At 71.7% G+C, this 15,400-nt stretch carries 14 protein-coding genes; 12 read left to right on the top strand and 2 right to left on the bottom strand.

The features are described from left to right. The first annotated feature begins 89 nt into the window (after positions 1 to 89). From OGL89_RS04665 to OGL89_RS04640, 6 genes are all read left to right on the top strand, one after another. The gene (locus tag OGL89_RS04665; protein WP_263118709.1) at positions 90 to 1,745 is read left to right on the top strand and encodes an ABC transporter substrate-binding protein; all 1,656 of its coding nucleotides are present in this window, start codon (positions 90 to 92) and stop codon (positions 1,743 to 1,745) included. Positions 1,746 to 1,806: 61 nt separating this feature from the next. Then, positions 1,807 to 2,787, top strand: a complete 981-nt coding sequence (locus tag OGL89_RS04660) for an ABC transporter permease (RefSeq protein ID WP_263118708.1) — start codon at positions 1,807 to 1,809, stop codon at positions 2,785 to 2,787. A 21-nt stretch (positions 2,788 to 2,808) separates the two neighbouring features. Continuing rightward, a complete protein-coding gene (locus OGL89_RS04655) occupies positions 2,809 to 3,732 on the top strand; it encodes an ABC transporter permease (RefSeq protein ID WP_263118707.1) in 924 nt (307 codons plus the stop codon). After that, positions 3,729 to 5,381 (top strand): ABC transporter ATP-binding protein, encoded by a 1,653-nt coding sequence (locus OGL89_RS04650; protein ID WP_263118706.1) that lies wholly within the window; start codon positions 3,729 to 3,731, stop codon positions 5,379 to 5,381. The genes OGL89_RS04655 and OGL89_RS04650 overlap by 4 nt, the downstream gene beginning before the upstream one ends. Beyond that, positions 5,378 to 6,232, top strand: a complete 855-nt coding sequence (locus tag OGL89_RS04645; RefSeq protein WP_263118705.1) for an alpha/beta hydrolase — start codon at positions 5,378 to 5,380, stop codon at positions 6,230 to 6,232. The genes OGL89_RS04650 and OGL89_RS04645 overlap by 4 nt, the downstream gene beginning before the upstream one ends. 13 nt (positions 6,233 to 6,245) lie before the next feature. Further along, positions 6,246 to 7,430 carry a family 1 glycosylhydrolase gene (locus OGL89_RS04640; RefSeq protein ID WP_263118704.1) on the top strand — a complete coding sequence of 395 codons (1,185 nt, stop codon included), beginning with the start codon at positions 6,246 to 6,248 and terminating at the stop codon, positions 7,428 to 7,430. A gap of 81 nt (positions 7,431 to 7,511) precedes the next feature. Here the strand turns inward: OGL89_RS04640 and OGL89_RS04635 are convergent, their stop codons facing one another. Both OGL89_RS04635 and OGL89_RS04630 read right to left on the bottom strand, forming a co-directional pair. After that, positions 7,512 to 7,970 (bottom strand): PPC domain-containing DNA-binding protein, encoded by a 459-nt coding sequence (locus OGL89_RS04635; RefSeq protein WP_263118703.1) that lies wholly within the window; start codon positions 7,968 to 7,970, stop codon positions 7,512 to 7,514. Then, entirely contained in the window at positions 7,970 to 8,977 is a 1,008-nt protein-coding gene (locus OGL89_RS04630; RefSeq protein WP_263118702.1) for an adenosine deaminase, read from the bottom strand. The genes OGL89_RS04635 and OGL89_RS04630 overlap by 1 nt, the downstream gene beginning before the upstream one ends. A gap of 323 nt (positions 8,978 to 9,300) precedes the next feature. Here OGL89_RS04630 and OGL89_RS04625 point away from each other — a divergent pair, with 323 nt between their 5' ends. Genes OGL89_RS04625 through OGL89_RS04600 form a run of 6 tightly spaced genes read left to right on the top strand, consistent with a single transcriptional unit; the run spans position 9,301 to position 15,365 of the window. Beyond that, the gene (locus OGL89_RS04625; RefSeq protein ID WP_263118701.1) at positions 9,301 to 10,359 is read left to right on the top strand and encodes an ABC transporter substrate-binding protein; all 1,059 of its coding nucleotides are present in this window, start codon (positions 9,301 to 9,303) and stop codon (positions 10,357 to 10,359) included. Next, on the top strand, positions 10,356 to 11,192 hold the full coding sequence (locus OGL89_RS04620; RefSeq protein WP_263118700.1) for an ABC transporter ATP-binding protein: 837 nt from the start codon (positions 10,356 to 10,358) through the stop codon (positions 11,190 to 11,192). The genes OGL89_RS04625 and OGL89_RS04620 overlap by 4 nt, the downstream gene beginning before the upstream one ends. Further along, positions 11,193 to 11,966, top strand: coding sequence for an ABC transporter permease subunit (locus OGL89_RS04615; RefSeq protein ID WP_263118699.1), 774 nt, complete (start codon positions 11,193 to 11,195; stop codon positions 11,964 to 11,966). Next, positions 11,963 to 12,742: an ABC transporter permease subunit gene (locus OGL89_RS04610; RefSeq protein WP_263118698.1), complete on the top strand. Its 780-nt coding sequence runs from the start codon at positions 11,963 to 11,965 to the stop codon at positions 12,740 to 12,742. Before OGL89_RS04615 ends, OGL89_RS04610 begins: the two co-directional genes overlap by 4 nt. After that, positions 12,739 to 14,322, top strand: a complete 1,584-nt coding sequence (locus OGL89_RS04605; RefSeq protein WP_346770677.1) for an amidohydrolase family protein — start codon at positions 12,739 to 12,741, stop codon at positions 14,320 to 14,322. Before OGL89_RS04610 ends, OGL89_RS04605 begins: the two co-directional genes overlap by 4 nt. Beyond that, positions 14,319 to 15,365, top strand: a complete 1,047-nt coding sequence (locus OGL89_RS04600; protein ID WP_263118697.1) for an alanine racemase — start codon at positions 14,319 to 14,321, stop codon at positions 15,363 to 15,365. Before OGL89_RS04605 ends, OGL89_RS04600 begins: the two co-directional genes overlap by 4 nt. Positions 15,366 to 15,400 lie beyond the last annotated feature (35 nt).

The following is a 15,400-nucleotide window of genomic DNA, read 5'->3' as shown; positions in this document are numbered from 1 at the left end:
GGGTCCGGGATTGCCCTGCATGGATGTATGCGCATACAGTCAACCCGCCAGGCCCGATCGGGCCGCCTCAACGTGGAGGAGAACAACTCATGACGCGCTCGCGCTGGAAGACGGGTGCCGCGACTGCCGCCTTCGTCGCTGCAGTGCTGGTGACCACGGCCTGTGCGGCCCCGGTCCAGACCTCCGGCGGTGGCAATGCCGCCGACGGCACCACCTCGATGCTGATCGCCGCGGACAACGGGTCCCCGACGTTCGAACGCAACTTCAACCCGTACTCCTCGAGCAAGCGCAACACCGCGTCGTACATCTACGAGCCGCTGGTGATCGTGAACGAGATGTCCGGGGAGGAGACCCCCTGGCTCGCCGAGTCCTACGAGCAGCCCGACGCCAGCACGGTGGTCTTCCACCTGCGCGACGGCGTGACCTGGTCCGACGGCGAGGACTTCACCGCGGACGACGTGGTCTACACCTTCGACCTGCTGATGCAGAACCCGCAGCTCGACCTCAAGGGGATCGGCGAGCACATCGAGTCCACCGAGGCGGACGGCGATGACGTGATCGTGCACCTGTCGAGCGAGGACGTGCCCGCCGCGGTGATCATCGCGCAGACCATGATCGTGCCCGAGCACCTCTGGAAGGACGTGGACGACCCGGTCACGTTCACCAACGAGGACCCGATCGGCACCGGCCCCTACACGCTGGGCGACTTCACGCCGAACCAGTACACCCTGGTGAAGAACGAGAGCTACTGGCAGGCCGACAAGGTCGCCGCCGACGAGCTGATCCAGCCCGCCGCCAACTCCGAGCTGGACATCGTGAACAACGGCTACGACTGGGCCTACGCGTTCATGAGCGACGTCGAGGACACCTGGGTCGCCGCGAACCCGGACGACAACACCTACTGGTTCCCGGCCGGCGCCACGATCGCGCTGATCCCGAACATGACCAAGGAGCCGTACAACAACCTGGACTTCCGCCAGGGCATCTCGCTCGCGCTGGACAAGCAGCAGATCGCGGACAAGGCGGAGCAGGGCTACGTCGACCAGGCCAGCCAGTCCGGTCTGATGCTCCCGGCGCAGGAGAAGATCCTGAACGCCGACCTGCCGAACCAGGGCATCGTCGAGCAGGACACCGACGCGGCGCTGGCGGCGTTCGCCAAGGCCGGGTACACCCAGTCCGGCGGCAAGCTGGTGGACGCCGGCGGTCAGCAGCTGAGCATCAACATCACCACCCCGAACGGCTGGTCCGACTGGCTCCAGGGCGTGCAGCAGGTGAAGACCCAGCTGAACGCGATCGGCATCAACGTCGAGGTCGTGCAGCCGCAGCCCGCCGCGTACCAGCAGCAGATGCGCTCCGGCGACTTCGACATGGTGATGGGCACCGTCGGCGGCACCGGCCAGCCGTACCAGGACTTCGGGGCGATGATGGGCGAGCAGTTCTACGCCGAGATCGGCACCACCGCCTCGGGCAACTTTGGGCGCTTCCAGTCCGCGGAGGCGGACGCGCTGCTGGCCGAGCTGAAGACCACGGTCGACGAGGACCGTCAGGTGGAGATCGCGCAGGAACTGCAGCAGATCACCTACGACCAGATGCCGATGATCTCGCTGTTCTACGGCGGGTCCTGGGGCCTGTTCTCCACCAAGTCGTTCACCGGGTGGCCCAGCGCCGACGACCCGTACGCGTCGCCCAAGACCTGGGACCAGACCCCGCTGCTCATCCTGACCAGTCTCTCGGTCGCTTCCTGATCCCCGGCCGCCCGGGCCGGCGACGGCCCGGGCGGCACCCCTCACACCGAAGGAGGCCCCGGTGCGCTATGCCCTGCGCAAACTCGGTCTGCTCCTGCTGACCCTCTGGGCGGCGGTGACGATGAACTTCGTCCTGCCCCGCCTGATGCCCGGATCGCCGGCCGACGCTGCGATCGCCCGCCTGGCCCAGAACGGGCCGGTCTCGCCGGCGGTGCAGCGCGCGATCGAGGTCCAGCTCGGACTGCCGGACGGCAGCCTGTGGGACCAGTACGTCAGCTACCTGCACAGCGTGGTCACCCTGGACTTCGGGGTCTCCTACACGTTCTTCCCGATGAAGGTGTCGGACCTGGTGGCCAACGCGCTGCCCTGGACGCTGATCATGGTCGGGATGGTCACGATCATCTCGTTCGCGGTCGGCACCCTGATCGGGATCGGCGCGGCGTGGCGGCGCGGCACCTGGCTCGACTCCCTGCCGACCATGACCGGCAGCTTCCTGTCCGCCTTCCCGTACTTCTGGACCGGTCTGCTGATCGTGTTCTTCACCGGGTACGTGGCCGGCTGGTTCCCGACCTCGGGGGCGTACTCCGCGACCGCCACACCGAACTTCTCCCTGGAGTTCATCGGCGACGCGCTCTACCACGCCGCGCTGCCCGCGATCACGATCTTCCTCACCTCACTCGGCGGCTGGATCCTCGGGATGCGCAACACGATGATCAACACCCTGGGCGAGGACTACGTGACCTTCGCCGAGGCCAACGGTCTGCACGGCCGGACCGTGGCGATCCGCTACGCCGCCCGGAACGCGATCCTGCCGAACCTGACCGGCTTCGGGATGGCGCTCGGCGGAGTGGTCGGCGGCTCGCTCCTGGTGGAGCAGGTCTTCGCCTACCCGGGAGTCGGCTATCTGCTCTACAACGGCGTGACCAATCAGGACTTCCCGCTGATGCAGGCGGTGTTCCTGATGATCACGGTCAGCGTCCTGGTGGCGAACTTCCTTGTCGAGATCCTCTACGGCGTCCTCGACCCGCGGACGAGGCGGTGACTCATGACTGAATCCACACCCATGCCCGATCGCGAGGTCGTGCTGAAGCCGGCCACCCGCGCGAGCCGTACCACGATCGGCCGGGCCTTCCAGGTGCTCGGCCGCGCGTTCGGCACCGTCTGGGCCAACCCCAAGGCCCGGGTCGGACTGATCCTGCTCGGCCTGTTCATCCTCATGGCGGTCTTCGCCCCCGTGCTGGCGCCCTACGCCCCGCACGACGACTCCTTCGGCCGCAACGAGCCCGGGTCCTCCGCGCACTGGCTCGGCACCACCGGCAACGGGGAGGACGTGCTGTCCCAGGTGATCTACGGCTCGCGGATCTCGCTGCTGGTCGGCTTCATCGCCGGTGGGCTGTCGACCGTGGTCGCCGTGCTCATCGGCCTGTCCTGGGGCTATCTGCGCGGCTGGGGGAACGACGTCGTCAACTTCCTGGTCAACCTGTTCCTGGTGGTGCCCGGCCTGCCGCTGATGATCATCATCGCCGCCTACCTGCAGAACGGCGGGCTGCCGATGATCATCCTGGTGGTGGTCATCACCGGCTGGGCCTGGGGCGCCCGTGTGCTGCGAGCGCAGACCCAGTCGCTGCGCAGCCGGGACTTCATCACCGCGGCGGTCTTCTCCGGGGAGAGGCCGGCCCGGGTGGTGTTCCGGGAGATCCTGCCGAACATGACCTCGATGATCGCGGCGGCGTTCTTCGGGGCGGCCACCTCCGCGATCCTGGCCGAGTCCGGGCTGTCGTTCCTGGGCCTCGGCGACATGGCGACCGTGAGCTGGGGCTCGATGATCTTCTGGGCCCAGAACTCGATGGCGATCCTGACCGGTCAGTGGGTGCTGCTGTTCGCCCCCGGCCTGTGCATCGCCCTGCTCGCCACCTCCATGACCCTGGTGAACTTCGGCGTGGACGGTCTGTCCAATCCGCGCCTGCGGGAAGGGACCGGCCGATGAGCCTGCTGCAGATCGAGGACCTGACCGTCGTCTACGAGCCCCGGGGCGCGGAACCGACCACCGCGGTCGACCGGGTGAGCCTGAGCCTGGAGCAGGGCGAGTTCATCGGCCTGGTCGGGGAGTCCGGCTCCGGGAAGTCGACGCTCGGCTTCGCGGTGACCCGGCTGGCCAAGGCGCCGGCCCGGATCGCCTCCGGCCGGATCGTGTTCGACGGCGTGGACATCGCGCGGATGGGCGCCGAGGAACTGCGCGAGCAGCGCCGGGGCGGCTTCGCGATGGTGCTGCAGTCCGGGATGAACGCGCTGAACCCGGTGCGGTCGATCGGGAACCACTTCGGCGACATCTTCGCGGCGCACCGGCACGTGCCGAAGCCGAGGCGCCGCGCCCGGGCGATCGAGCTGCTGGACAAGGTGCAGCTGCCCGCCACCGTGCTGGACCGGTTCCCCGGGGAGCTCTCCGGTGGGATGCGGCAGCGGGTGTCGATCGCGCTGGCGCTGTCGCTGGAGCCCCGGCTGATGGTCTTCGACGAGCCGACCACCGCGCTGGACGTGCTGGTGCAGCACGCCGTGATGGACACCATCCGGGAGCTGCAGAAGGCGGAGGGCTTCACCGCGGTGCTCATCTCGCACGACCTCGGTGTGGTGCTGGAGTCGGCCGAGCGGGTCGCGGTGATGCACGACGGCCGGATCGTCGAGGACGCGCCGTCCCGTGAGCTGTTCCTGCGGCCCCGGCACGAGTACACCCGGATGCTGCTCTCGCACTACGCGGACCCGCGGGCCGAGGTCGTCGAGCTGCCGGGCCTGAGCTCGCGCAGCGTGGACGCCCCGGAGGTCACCGACACCAAGGCCGCGCACGACGCGGTGGTGGTCGAGCACGTGACCAAGGTGTACCCGGCCCCGCGCCGCGGCGAGCAGCCGGTCACGGCGGTGGACGACGTGTCGTTCACCCTGGAGCCCGGTGGCGCGCTGGCGCTGGTCGGGCAGTCCGGATCGGGCAAGTCGACGATCGCCAAGATGCTGACCGGCGTGGAGAAGCCGACCAGCGGGACGGTGCGGTTCGGTGACCGGCAGGTCGACAAGCTCAGCCGACGGAAGCTGCGCGGGCTGCACGCCGACATGCAGATGGTCTTCCAGGACCCGTACTCGGCGCTCAACCCGTTGAGCACGGTCGAGTACACCCTGACCCGGCCGGTGGAGAACTTCACCGGTCTGCGCGGGGAGGCCGCCCGGGCCCGGGTGCTGGAGCTGCTGGAGACCGTGGGGCTGACCCCGGTCGAGCAGTTCGCGGCCAAGCTGCCGCACCAGCTGTCCGGCGGTCAGCGGCAACGGGTGGTCATCGCCCGCGCCCTGGCGTCGAACCCGCAGGTGCTGGTCGCGGATGAGCCGGTGTCCATGCTGGACGTGTCGCTGCGGGCCGGGGTGCTGGCCCTGCTGCAGGAGCTGCGCCGGGAGACCGGGGTGTCGCTGCTCTACATCACGCACGACCTGCTGTCGGCCCGGGTGATCGCGGACCAGATCATGGTGCTGCACCACGGGCGGGTGGTCGAACGCGGCGAGACCGTGCAGGTGCTCCGGTTCCCGGAGGACGCGTACACCACCGAGCTGCTGGCCGCCGTGCCGCAGCCCTCGCGCCGGTTCGAGGCGTCATGAGCCCGTTCGGCGGCCTCGCGCTGCCCGACGGCGTCGAGGCGTCCCGGCTCCTGCTGTCCGCGGTGGAGCTGACCGCGTTGCGTGCCCGGCCCGCCGGGGAGGCCCGGGCGACCGCGTTGCTGGTGCCGGGTTTCACCGGGTCCAAGGAGGACCACCGGGTGCTGCTGCCCCTGCTCGCCGAGCGGGGGATCGACGCCTGGGCGATCTCCCAGCGCGGACAGGGCGACTCGCAGTCGCTGCCCCGGGTCGAGGACTACGCCCTGGACCTGCTGGCCGAGGACGTGCACGAGGTCGCCGCCCTGGTCGGGGGCCCGGTGCACCTGCTCGGGCACTCGTTCGGCGGCACGGTGGCGGCCGCCGCCGCGGTGCACGAGCCGGCGGCCTTCGCCTCACTGACCCTGCTCTGCTCCGGGCCGCACGGCTGGCCCGGACGCAAGGACGACCTCCGGGCACGGCTGCTGGCCGCCGGTGGCGCCGCGGACCTGTGGAGCCTGGACAACCCCGCGCTGGCCTGGGCGCTGGCGCAGGGCGAACCGGTGGAACTCGACCCCGAGGCCGAGTTCCACCGGCAGCGGTCGCTGGCCACCAGCACCGCCCAGCTAATCGCCGCGATCGACATCCTGGCCGACCCGGCGGACGTCACCCCCGCGCTGGCCGCCACCGGGCTGCCGGTGCTGGTCGCGCACGGAGAGCTGGACCTGACCGCCTGGCCGCAGTCCTGGCAGCGCCGCACCGCCGATCAGCTCGGTGGCCGGTACGCGGTGCTGCCCGGCGCGGCGCACTCACCGAATCTCGAGACCCCGGAAGCGACCGCGGACCTGCTGGCCGACTTCTGGACCTCCCCCCACTGATTGAGGACACACCGTGGCACACACTCTGCAGTTCCCCGACGGCTTCCTCTGGGGCGCGGCGACCGCCGCCCACCAGATCGAGGGCAACAACATCAACTCCGACTGGTGGCCGCGGGAGCACGCGGCCGGGACCAGCATCGTCGAGCCCTCGGGCGACGCGGCGGACAGCTACCACCGGTTCGCCGAGGACATGCGCCTGCTCAAGGACTCCGGGCTGGACACCTACCGGTTCAGCATCGAGTGGGCCCGGATCGAGCCGGAGAAGGGCTTCGTGTCCCGCGCCGAGCTGGCCCACTACCGCCGGATGGTCGACACCGCCCTGGAGCTCGGCATCACCCCGATGGTCACGCTGATGCACTTCACCGTGCCGCGCTGGTTCGCGCAGGAGGGCATGTGGCGCAGCCCCGACGCCACGGACCGGTTCGCCCGCTACGTCGAGACCGCACTGCCGGTGCTCGGTGACGACGTGACCTGGGTCTGCACCATCAACGAGCCGAACATCGCCGCGATGATCGCCGGGGGCGAGGACCCGGCCAACCTCGTCGCCTACGGTCTGCCCGCCCCCGACCTGGCGGTGGCCGACACCCTGCTCGACTGCCACCACCGGGCGCAGGAGATCCTGTCCGGCCTCGACGGCGTCCGCTCCGGCTGGACCATCGCCACCCAGGCGTTCCAGGCCGAGCCCGGCTGCGAGGACGTCAAGCGCGAGTACGGCCACCCGCGCGACGACTGGTACCTGGAGATGTCCCGGGGCGACGACTGGGTCGGCGTCCAGGCCTACACCCGCACGATCATCGGCCCCGACGGCCCGCGTCAGGTGCCGGACGGCATCGAGACCACGCTGACCGGCTGGGAGTACTACCCGGCGGCGATGGCCGAGGGCGTCCGTTCCGCCTGGGAGCTGAGCGGGGGCGTGCCGGTGTTCGTCACCGAGAACGGCATCGCCACCGCCGACGACCCGCGCCGGATCGACTACACCGAGGCCGCCCTGGCCGAGCTGCACGCCGCGATCGCCGACGGGATCACGGTCGAGGGCTACCTGCACTGGAGCCTGCTGGACAACTACGAGTGGGCCAGCGGCTACCGCCCGACCTTCGGCCTGATCGGCTGGGACCGCGAGACCTTCGCCCGGCAGCCGAAGCCGAGCCTGGCGTGGCTCGGTGCCCAGGCGAAGGCGAACGCCCTCACCGTCCGCTGAACCCGCGGCGCGCCTCGACGCCGTCGCGCCGAGCCTCCTGTCGGGGGAGGGCCACGCCGGGGAATGTGGGCGTCCGGGCGGTCAGCTGAAGTGCAGCGTCGGGATGCCGAAGGCGCGGGGGTCGGACACCCGGAGCAGGGCGGGGGACAGCACCTCCTCGATCACGACCTCCGCCGTGTAGTGCACCTCCCCGCCCAGCAGATGGCCCGCGTAGCCGGTGGCGCCGGTGTTCTTCACACCGAGGGCCACGTGCAGGTGCGGCACGGCGCGCCCCGCGTCGGCGTCCCACATCACGGTGCCGGAGCCGATGCCCTCGGTGTACGTGACGGTGACCTCCTGCGGCAGCGGAGGCTCCTGGTCGTCGACCGGGGTGTGGGCCGCGATGAACCGCGCGGAGCGGAACGCGCCGGAGAACACCGGGATGGTCGCCTGGCGGATGCCGTGCTCCGCGCAGAGCTTGGTCAGGGCCTCCAGCACCTCGTCGCCGGGGTCCAGGACGACCGCGAACCGGCGGCCGACGGTGAGCTCGGCGGCGCGCATCAGGCGGCCACCCCGACCGGGTCGGGGGCGCCGATCTCCGTGGCATGCGCGCTGATCGCGGCCAGCAGCTCGGCACGACGGCCCTCGTCGACGAAGGCCGAGCGGACCGCGTTCACCGCGAGGCGCCCGAGCACGGCCTCGGCCACGCCGTTCGCGGCGACCAGGGCGCGCACGTTGTCGTCCAGGTAGCCGCCGAAGTAGGCCGGGTCGTCCGAGTGCACGGAGGCGAGCAGTCCCTCGTCCAGCATCACGGCCAGCGGGTGGTCGGCCAGATCGGGGCCGGCGGTGCGCAGTGCCAGGTTGGACAGCGGGCAGACGGTGAGCGGGATCCGGCGCTCGCGGAGCACCGCGACCAGCTCGGCGTCCTCCAGGGCACGGTTGCCGTGGTCGATCCGCTCGGCGCCGAGCACGTCCAGGGCCTCCCAGACGTAGTCCGGGCCGCCCTCCTCCCCGGCGTGGGCGACCCGGCGCAGGCCGAGCTCGGCGGCCCGGGCGAACACGGCGCGGAACAGCGACGGCGGGAAGCCCACCTCGGAGGAGTCCAGCCCGACGCCCAGCAGCCGGCTCCGCCAGGGCAGCACCGACTCCAGGGTCTCGGCCGCGGCCTCGGGGCCGAGGTGCCGCAGGAAGCAGACGATCAGACCGGAGCTGATCCCGAACCGCTCACGCCCGGCGTCCAGGGCGCCGAGAACGCCGTCCAGCACCGCGGCCAGCGGCACGCCACGATCGGTGTGCGACTGCGGGTCGACGAAGATCTCCGCGTGCCGGACCCCGGCGGCGGCCGCCCGCTCCAGATACGCGGTGGTGAGATCGGCGAAGTCCCGCTCGGTGCGCAGCACGGCGAGGTTCGCGTAGTAGACGTCCAGGAACGCCTGCAGGTCGGCGTAGGGCGCACGGTCGTCGATCCCGGCCGGGACGGGCAGTCCGTTGCGCTGCGCCAGGGTGCGGATCAGGGGCGCCTCGAGCGTGCCCTCGATGTGCACATGCAGTTCAGCGGTCGGCCACACGGCGGTGTGGGTCCTCTCGGCTCGGGGATCGGGTTGTCCGCAACTCCACCACAGCGCCCTCGGACGCATCATCGGACGATCGCCCAACGACCACCCGGGAGCCGGTGCCCGGGCGCTGGAGGATCGGCCAGCGACCGGCCCGCGCGGTGCCCTCAGGTGTCCGGCATGTGACCGGTCTCGGTGGGTCGCACAACGGATCGCACCATCCGAGGGGGTGGACTTCGGACGATCCCACATGGCGGCGCACCGGCGCCGGAGGGTTGCATGATTCCCGTCGCCCCGTGGCCCGTCCGACGGCCACCCGAACCCGATCCGAGGTAGACGTGACCCGCACCTCCCGTGCCCGCCGGTTCACCGGTCTGGTCTCCGCTGTGGCCGCAGCCGGCCTTCTGCTGACCGCGTGCTCCAGCTCCGACGACACCACCGAGTCCGCCACCGGGGGCAGTGGCGACAGCGGTTTCCCCGCCGTCAGCGTGCAGCTGTCCTGGCTGAAGAACACCCAGTTCGCGGGCGAGTACGTCGCCGTCGAGGACGGTCTCTACACCGACGCCGGGTTCGAGGACGTGACCCTGACCGCGGGCGGGTCCTCCGCCACCTCCGCCGAGGCCGCCGTCGCCGGCGGGCAGGCGCTGGTCGGCCTGTCCTCCCCGCTGATCACCGCCCCGGCGATCCAGGCCGGTGCGGACGTGAAGATCATCGGCGCCACCTACCAGCGCAACCCGTTCGCGCTGGTGTCGGCCGCCTCCGCCCCGATCGAGGGCCCGGACGACCTGGCCGGCAAGACGATCGCGGTCTCCGACTCCAACACCCTGGTCTGGAACGCGTTCCTGGCCGCGAACGACATCGACGCCGCCGACGTCACCACCGTGCCGCTGTCCGACACCTCGATGCTGACCACCGGCCAGGTCGACGGCTACATCGGCTACACCACCTCCGGCGCCACCACGCTGGTGCAGGCGGGCTTCGACGCGGTGGAGTTCCTGCTCGCCGACGAGGGCCTGCCGATCGTCGGCGAGGTGCTGGTCGCCTCCCAGCAGGACATCGACGACCGGCCGGACGAGCTCAAGGCCTTCCTGCTCGCCACCGTGCAGGGCTGGCAGGGTGCGCTGGACGACCCGGAGCGCGCCGTGTCCCTGACCGTCGACAAGTACGGCAAGGACCAGGAGTACGACCGCGACGCGATGACCCTGGCCTTCGACCGGCAGGCCGAGCTGATCTCGACCGAGGACACCGAGGCCAACGGCCTGCTGACCATCACCGACGAGCTGCAGCAGGGCACCATCGACTCGCTGGCCTTCGCCGGGATCGACATCACCGCCGACGAGCTCTTCGACCTCAGCCTGCTGGACGAGGTCCTCAGCGAGAACCCGGACGTCAAGTGACCGACGGCCCCCAGACCGCACCCGTCTCCGCGTCCCCGCCCCCCTCGGCGGACGCGGGGGCGGGTGCGCCCGTTTCCCGTCCCGGCATCGAGATCACCGGCCTGGACAAGCTGTTCCGCACCGGCCGTCGTGAGGTGCACGCGCTGGCGGACGTCAGCCTGAGCACCCCGCGCGGGTCCTTCCTGTCGCTGCTCGGGCCCTCCGGCTGCGGCAAGTCGACCGTGCTGCGGATCCTGGCCGGGTTGGAGACCGCGACCGCCGGGACCGTCGCGGTGAACGGCACCCCGGTCGCCGCCGGGAAGCGCGCACCCGGGATGGGCATCGCGTTCCAGGACCCTGCGCTGCTGCCGTGGCGCTCGGTGCGCAAGAACATCCAGCTGCCGCTGGAGATCCAGGGGCGCAAGGACGACGGCATCGTGGACGAGCTGATCGAGCTGGTCGGTCTGACCGGGTTCGAGAACGCCCGCCCGGCCCACCTGTCCGGCGGCATGCGCCAGCGGGCCTCCATCGCCCGGGCGCTGGCGGTGCACCCGGACTTCCTGCTGCTGGACGAGCCGTTCGGCGCGCTGGACGACATGACCCGGCAGCGGTTGAACTTCGAGCTGCAGCGGATCTGGACCGAGCGCTCGGCCACCACGCTGATGGTCACGCACGGCATCTCCGAGGCCGCGCTGCTGTCCGACTACGTCGCGGTGATGTCCGCGCGTCCGGGCCGGATCGTGGAGATCGTCGAGATCCCGTTCGAGCGGCCGCGCACGCCGGAGCTGATGCGCACGCCCGAGTTCCACGAGGTGGTCGACCACCTGTCCGGACTGCTGTTCGGGGAGCACTAGGTGTCGGCGTTCCGCTCCGCGCTGGCCCGGCCCTGGGTCGGCGGCACCGTCGGCATCGTGCTGTTGATCGCCCTGTGGTGGGCGATGACCGCCGGGCTGACCGACTCCACCAGCTTCCCGACCCCGGACGCCGTGCTGCGGTCGGTCGGCCGGGACGGCTGGTCGTTCTACTCCGCGAACATCGCGCCCACCCTGAGCCGGGCCGGACAGGGCTACCTGTGGGGCAACCTGGCCGCGCTGGTGGTCGCCGCCCTGGTCCTCGTGGCGCCGAAGCTGGAGGGCGTGGTCACCCAGGTCGGCGTGATCAGCTCCTGCCTGCCGCTGACCGCGATCGGCCCGATCATCATGGCGATGTTCGGCGGCCGGGCGTCGGCGATCTTCCTCGGCGCGCTGCTGGTGTTCTTCACCACCCTGGTCGGTGCGCTGCTCGGGATGACGTCGGCCTCCCGCAGCTCGCTGGACCTGGTCGCGGCGTACGGCGGCGGCCGCTGGACCCAGATCCGCAAGGTGCGCCTGATCGCCGCGCTCCCCGCGCTGGCCACCGCCCTGCAGGTCGCGGTGCCCGGTGCGCTGCTCGGCGCGATCGTCGGCGAGTACCTGGGCGGGATCGATTCCGGGATCGGCGTGGCGCTGAACGCGGCGCAGCGGCAGATCATGCCGGACCGGGTGTGGGCGCTGAGCATCCTCACCGGTCTGATCTCGTTGGCGGGGTACGGCCTGGTGGGCCTGCTCGGCCGGTTGGCCACCCCCTGGGCGAAGGAGCAGCGCGGATGACCACCTTCCTGCTCCGCCGGATCGGCACGTTGGCGATCGCGGTCGTGGTCGCGCTGGCGATCTGGTCCCTGGTGCTGTTCGCCTTCGACGTGAACCCGCTGATCGCCCGCCAGCCCTGGCAGGTCGCCGACTGGCTGTTCACCACCGACGGTGCGGCGGAGAACCGCGCGCTGATCGCGGAGAACCTGGCCGTCACGGTCCGGGACGCCGGGATCGGCTACCTGGTCGGTCTGGCCGGCGCCTTCGTGCTCGCGGTGCTGTTCTGCATCTCCCCGGTGGCGGAGCGGATCGTGATGCCCACCGCGATGGTGCTGCGGTCCATCCCGCTGGTGGTGATGACCCCGCTGATCACGTTGATCTTCGGCCGGGACGTCACCGGGGTCACCGTGATCGTGCTGATCGTGGTCTTCCTGCCCGCGCTGGCGAACATCCTGTTCGGCCTGCGCTCGGTGACCGGCGACCACCGCGACCTGGTGCTGGCCTACGGCGGCTCGTCCTGGACGGTGCTGCGCAAGGTGGCGCTCCCCGCGGCGATCCCGGCGACCCTGGCCTCGGCACGGGTCTCGGTGCCCGCGGCGGTGACCGGCGCGATGATCGCCGAGTGGCTGTCCACCGGCGAGGGGCTGGGCGGCGCGATCTCCCGCGCGGCCGGTTCCTTCGGGTACGACCAGATGTGGGCGGCCGCGATCACGATCGCCGCGGTCACCATGCTGGCCTACGCGGTGGTGTCCGTCGCGGACACCCTGGTGCTGGACCGGATGGGTCAGCTGTCGTGAACCTGCTGATCCGTGGCGGGACGGTGCTGGACGGGACCGGGTCCGAGGGCGTGCGCGCCGACGTCCTGGTGACCGGTGACCGGGTGACCGCGATCGGCACCGGTCTGGACGCCCCGGCCGGGACCCGGACCGTCGACGCGGACGGGCTGCTGGTCACCCCCGGGTTCATCGACCCGCACACCCACTCCGACGTGGTGCCGTTCATGTCCGAGCCGCAACCGTTCAAGCTGCTGCAGGGCGTCACCACGGAGGTGGTCGGCAACTGCGGCAACTCCGCGGCGCCGCTGGTCGACGACCGAGCGGTGGAACTGCACCGGCCGATCAGCTCGACGGCTGCGGCCGGGGTGGACGCGGTCTGGAACGGTCCCCGCGGGTTCGGCGAGTACCTGGACGCGGTGCAGGCCCACGGACCGACGACGCACGTCGCCTCGCTGGTCGGCCATCACACCCTGCGGATCAGCGCGAACGGCATGGCCGAGCGGCTGGAACCCGGTGCGCTGGACCGGATGGTCGAGCTCGCCGACCGGGCGTTCGCCGAGGGGGCCTTCGGGTTCTCCACCGGGCTGATCTACGCCCCGGGCGTCTACGCCGACACCGACGAGGTCGCCGCACTGGCCGCGGTCGCCGCGCGCTGGGGCCGCCCCTACGCCACGCACATGCGCGACGAGGGCGACGGGCTGACCGCGTCGCTGGCCGAGACCCTGGAGGTCGCACGGCGGACCGGGGTCCGGGTGCAGGTCTCGCACTGCAAGGCTGCGGGCCGGGCGAACCACGGCCGGTCCGCCGAGCTGCTGGCCACTCTGCACGAGGCGCGCGGGCGCGGGGTCGAGGTGCTGGGCGACGCCTACCCGTACACCACGGGGGAGAGCTTCCTGACCGCGCTGCTGCCCGCCGCCGCGCAGATCGGCGGCCGGGAGGCACTGGTCGAGCGGTTGTCCACCCCCGAGGGCCGACGGGCGCTGGCCGAGCGCGGCGCCGCCGGGGGGCCGGGCTCCGGTTCCTGGTCCCAGACCAGCCCGGACGGGGTGCACGTCTCGATGCACCGGGACACCGCGACGCTCGGTCGCTCGCTGGCCGAGCTCACGGCCACCGGCGGCGACGCCTGGGACACCCTCTGCGACCTGATCGTGGCGGACCCGGCCGCCATGATGGTGTACCGCCTGATGGCCGAGGACGACGTCCGGGCGATCCTGGCCGATCCGCTGATCGCGATCGGGTCGGACAACTCGGTCCCGGTGGGCCATGCGCACCAGCGTGGCTGGGGCTGCTTCCCGACCGTCCTGGGCCGCTACGTCCGCGAGCTCGGTGTGCTGACCTGGCCGGAGGCCGTGCGCAAGATGACCTCGCTGCCCGCCCGGGCGCTGGGACTGCCCGGCCGCGGCTACCTCGCCCCCGGCGCGGTGGCGGACCTGGCGGTGATCGACCCGGCGACCGTCGGTCACGACGGCACCGTGCAGCAGCCGTGGCTGCGACCGACCGGGGTGCGCTGGACCGTGCTGGCCGGGGTCCCGGTGGTGGTGGACGGCGAGTTCACCGGCGAGCGGGCCGGCCGGGTGCTGCGCGCGGGGCGTGCGGAGTGATCCTGCCCGCCCTGGTGCTGCACGAGTCGGCGCTGGCCCACAACCTCGCGGTGATGGCGGACTACTGCGCCGCCGCCGGGGTCGAGCTGGCGCCGCACGCCAAGACGCACATGTCCCCGGAGCTGGTGGCCCGGCAGATCGCCGCCGGGGCCTGGGGATTCACCGCCGCCACCCCCCGGCAGATCCGGTCGCTGGCCGCCTGGGGCGTGCCGCGGATCCTGCACGCCAACCTGCTGGTCGACGCCGACGCGATCGACTGGGTCGCCACCCGCCTGCTGGTGCCCGGCGCGCCGGAGCTGCTGACCTACGTCGACTCGGACGCCGGCCTGGACCTGCTGCTGGACCGGCTGGCCCGGCGCCGTCCCGAACGTCCGCTGCAGCTGCTGCTGGAGCTCGGCTCGCCCGGCGGTCGCACCGGGATGCGGGACGACGCGGCCGCCCGGCGGCTGGCCGCCCGGGTCCGGGCGAGCGACCTGGTCGAGCTGGCCGGGGTCGCCGCCTTCGAGGGGCTGACCCACGACCCGGAGCCGCGGGCCGCCCTGCTGCGACGGGTGCGCGCGCTGGTCGAGGACACCGCGGCGCCGTTGGTCACCGCCGGGGGGTCGTCGTACTTCGACGAGGTGGTGGCCGCGCTGGGGGACCTGGACACCACCGTCGTGCTGCGCTCCGGCTGCTACCTGACCCACGACCACGGTGTGTACCGTCGCACCTCGCCGCTCCGGCACGAGTTCCGGGCCGCCCTGGAACTGCGCGCCAGCGTGCTGTCCCAGCCGGAGGACGGCCTGGCGATCGTGGGCTTCGGCCGCCGCGAGGTGCCCACCGACGACCGGCTGCCGGTGGTGATCGACCACGACGACTGGGAGATCACCGGCGTCAACGACCATCACGCGTTCCTGCGCCTGCCCGCCGGTGTCCGCCTCGATCCCGGCACCGTGCTGCGGTTCGGGATCAGCCATCCGTGCGGCGCCTTCGACCGCTGGCGGGAGATCCCCGTCCTGGCCGAGGACGGCACCGTGCTCGCCACGGTGCATCCCGACCTGTAGCCCGCCCGCATGCCACGACCCTGGGAGACTCCCCG

It is taken from the genome of Cellulomonas sp. RIT-PI-Y (genome assembly GCF_025642745.1).
Classification (GTDB): Bacteria; Actinomycetota; Actinomycetes; order Actinomycetales; family Cellulomonadaceae; genus Cellulomonas.
The sequence above is the reverse complement of the archived record's forward strand: the minus strand, read 5'-3'. Positions and strand labels throughout refer to the sequence as shown.

Excerpts from the sequence above, each read along its gene's own strand:
- OGL89_RS04665 (WP_263118709.1), top strand. The coding sequence starts at position 90 with ATGACGCGCTCGCGCTGGAAGACGGGTGCCGCGACTGCCGCCTTCGTC.
- OGL89_RS04610 (WP_263118698.1), top strand. The coding sequence starts at position 11,963 with ATGACCACCTTCCTGCTCCGCCGGATCGGCACGTTGGCGATCGCGGTC.
- OGL89_RS04655 (WP_263118707.1), top strand. The coding sequence starts at position 2,809 with ATGCCCGATCGCGAGGTCGTGCTGAAGCCGGCCACCCGCGCGAGCCGT.
- OGL89_RS04645 (WP_263118705.1), top strand. The coding sequence starts at position 5,378 with ATGAGCCCGTTCGGCGGCCTCGCGCTGCCCGACGGCGTCGAGGCGTCC.
- OGL89_RS04635 (WP_263118703.1), bottom strand. The coding sequence starts at position 7,970 with ATGCGCGCCGCCGAGCTCACCGTCGGCCGCCGGTTCGCGGTCGTCCTG.
- OGL89_RS04650 (WP_263118706.1), top strand. The coding sequence starts at position 3,729 with ATGAGCCTGCTGCAGATCGAGGACCTGACCGTCGTCTACGAGCCCCGG.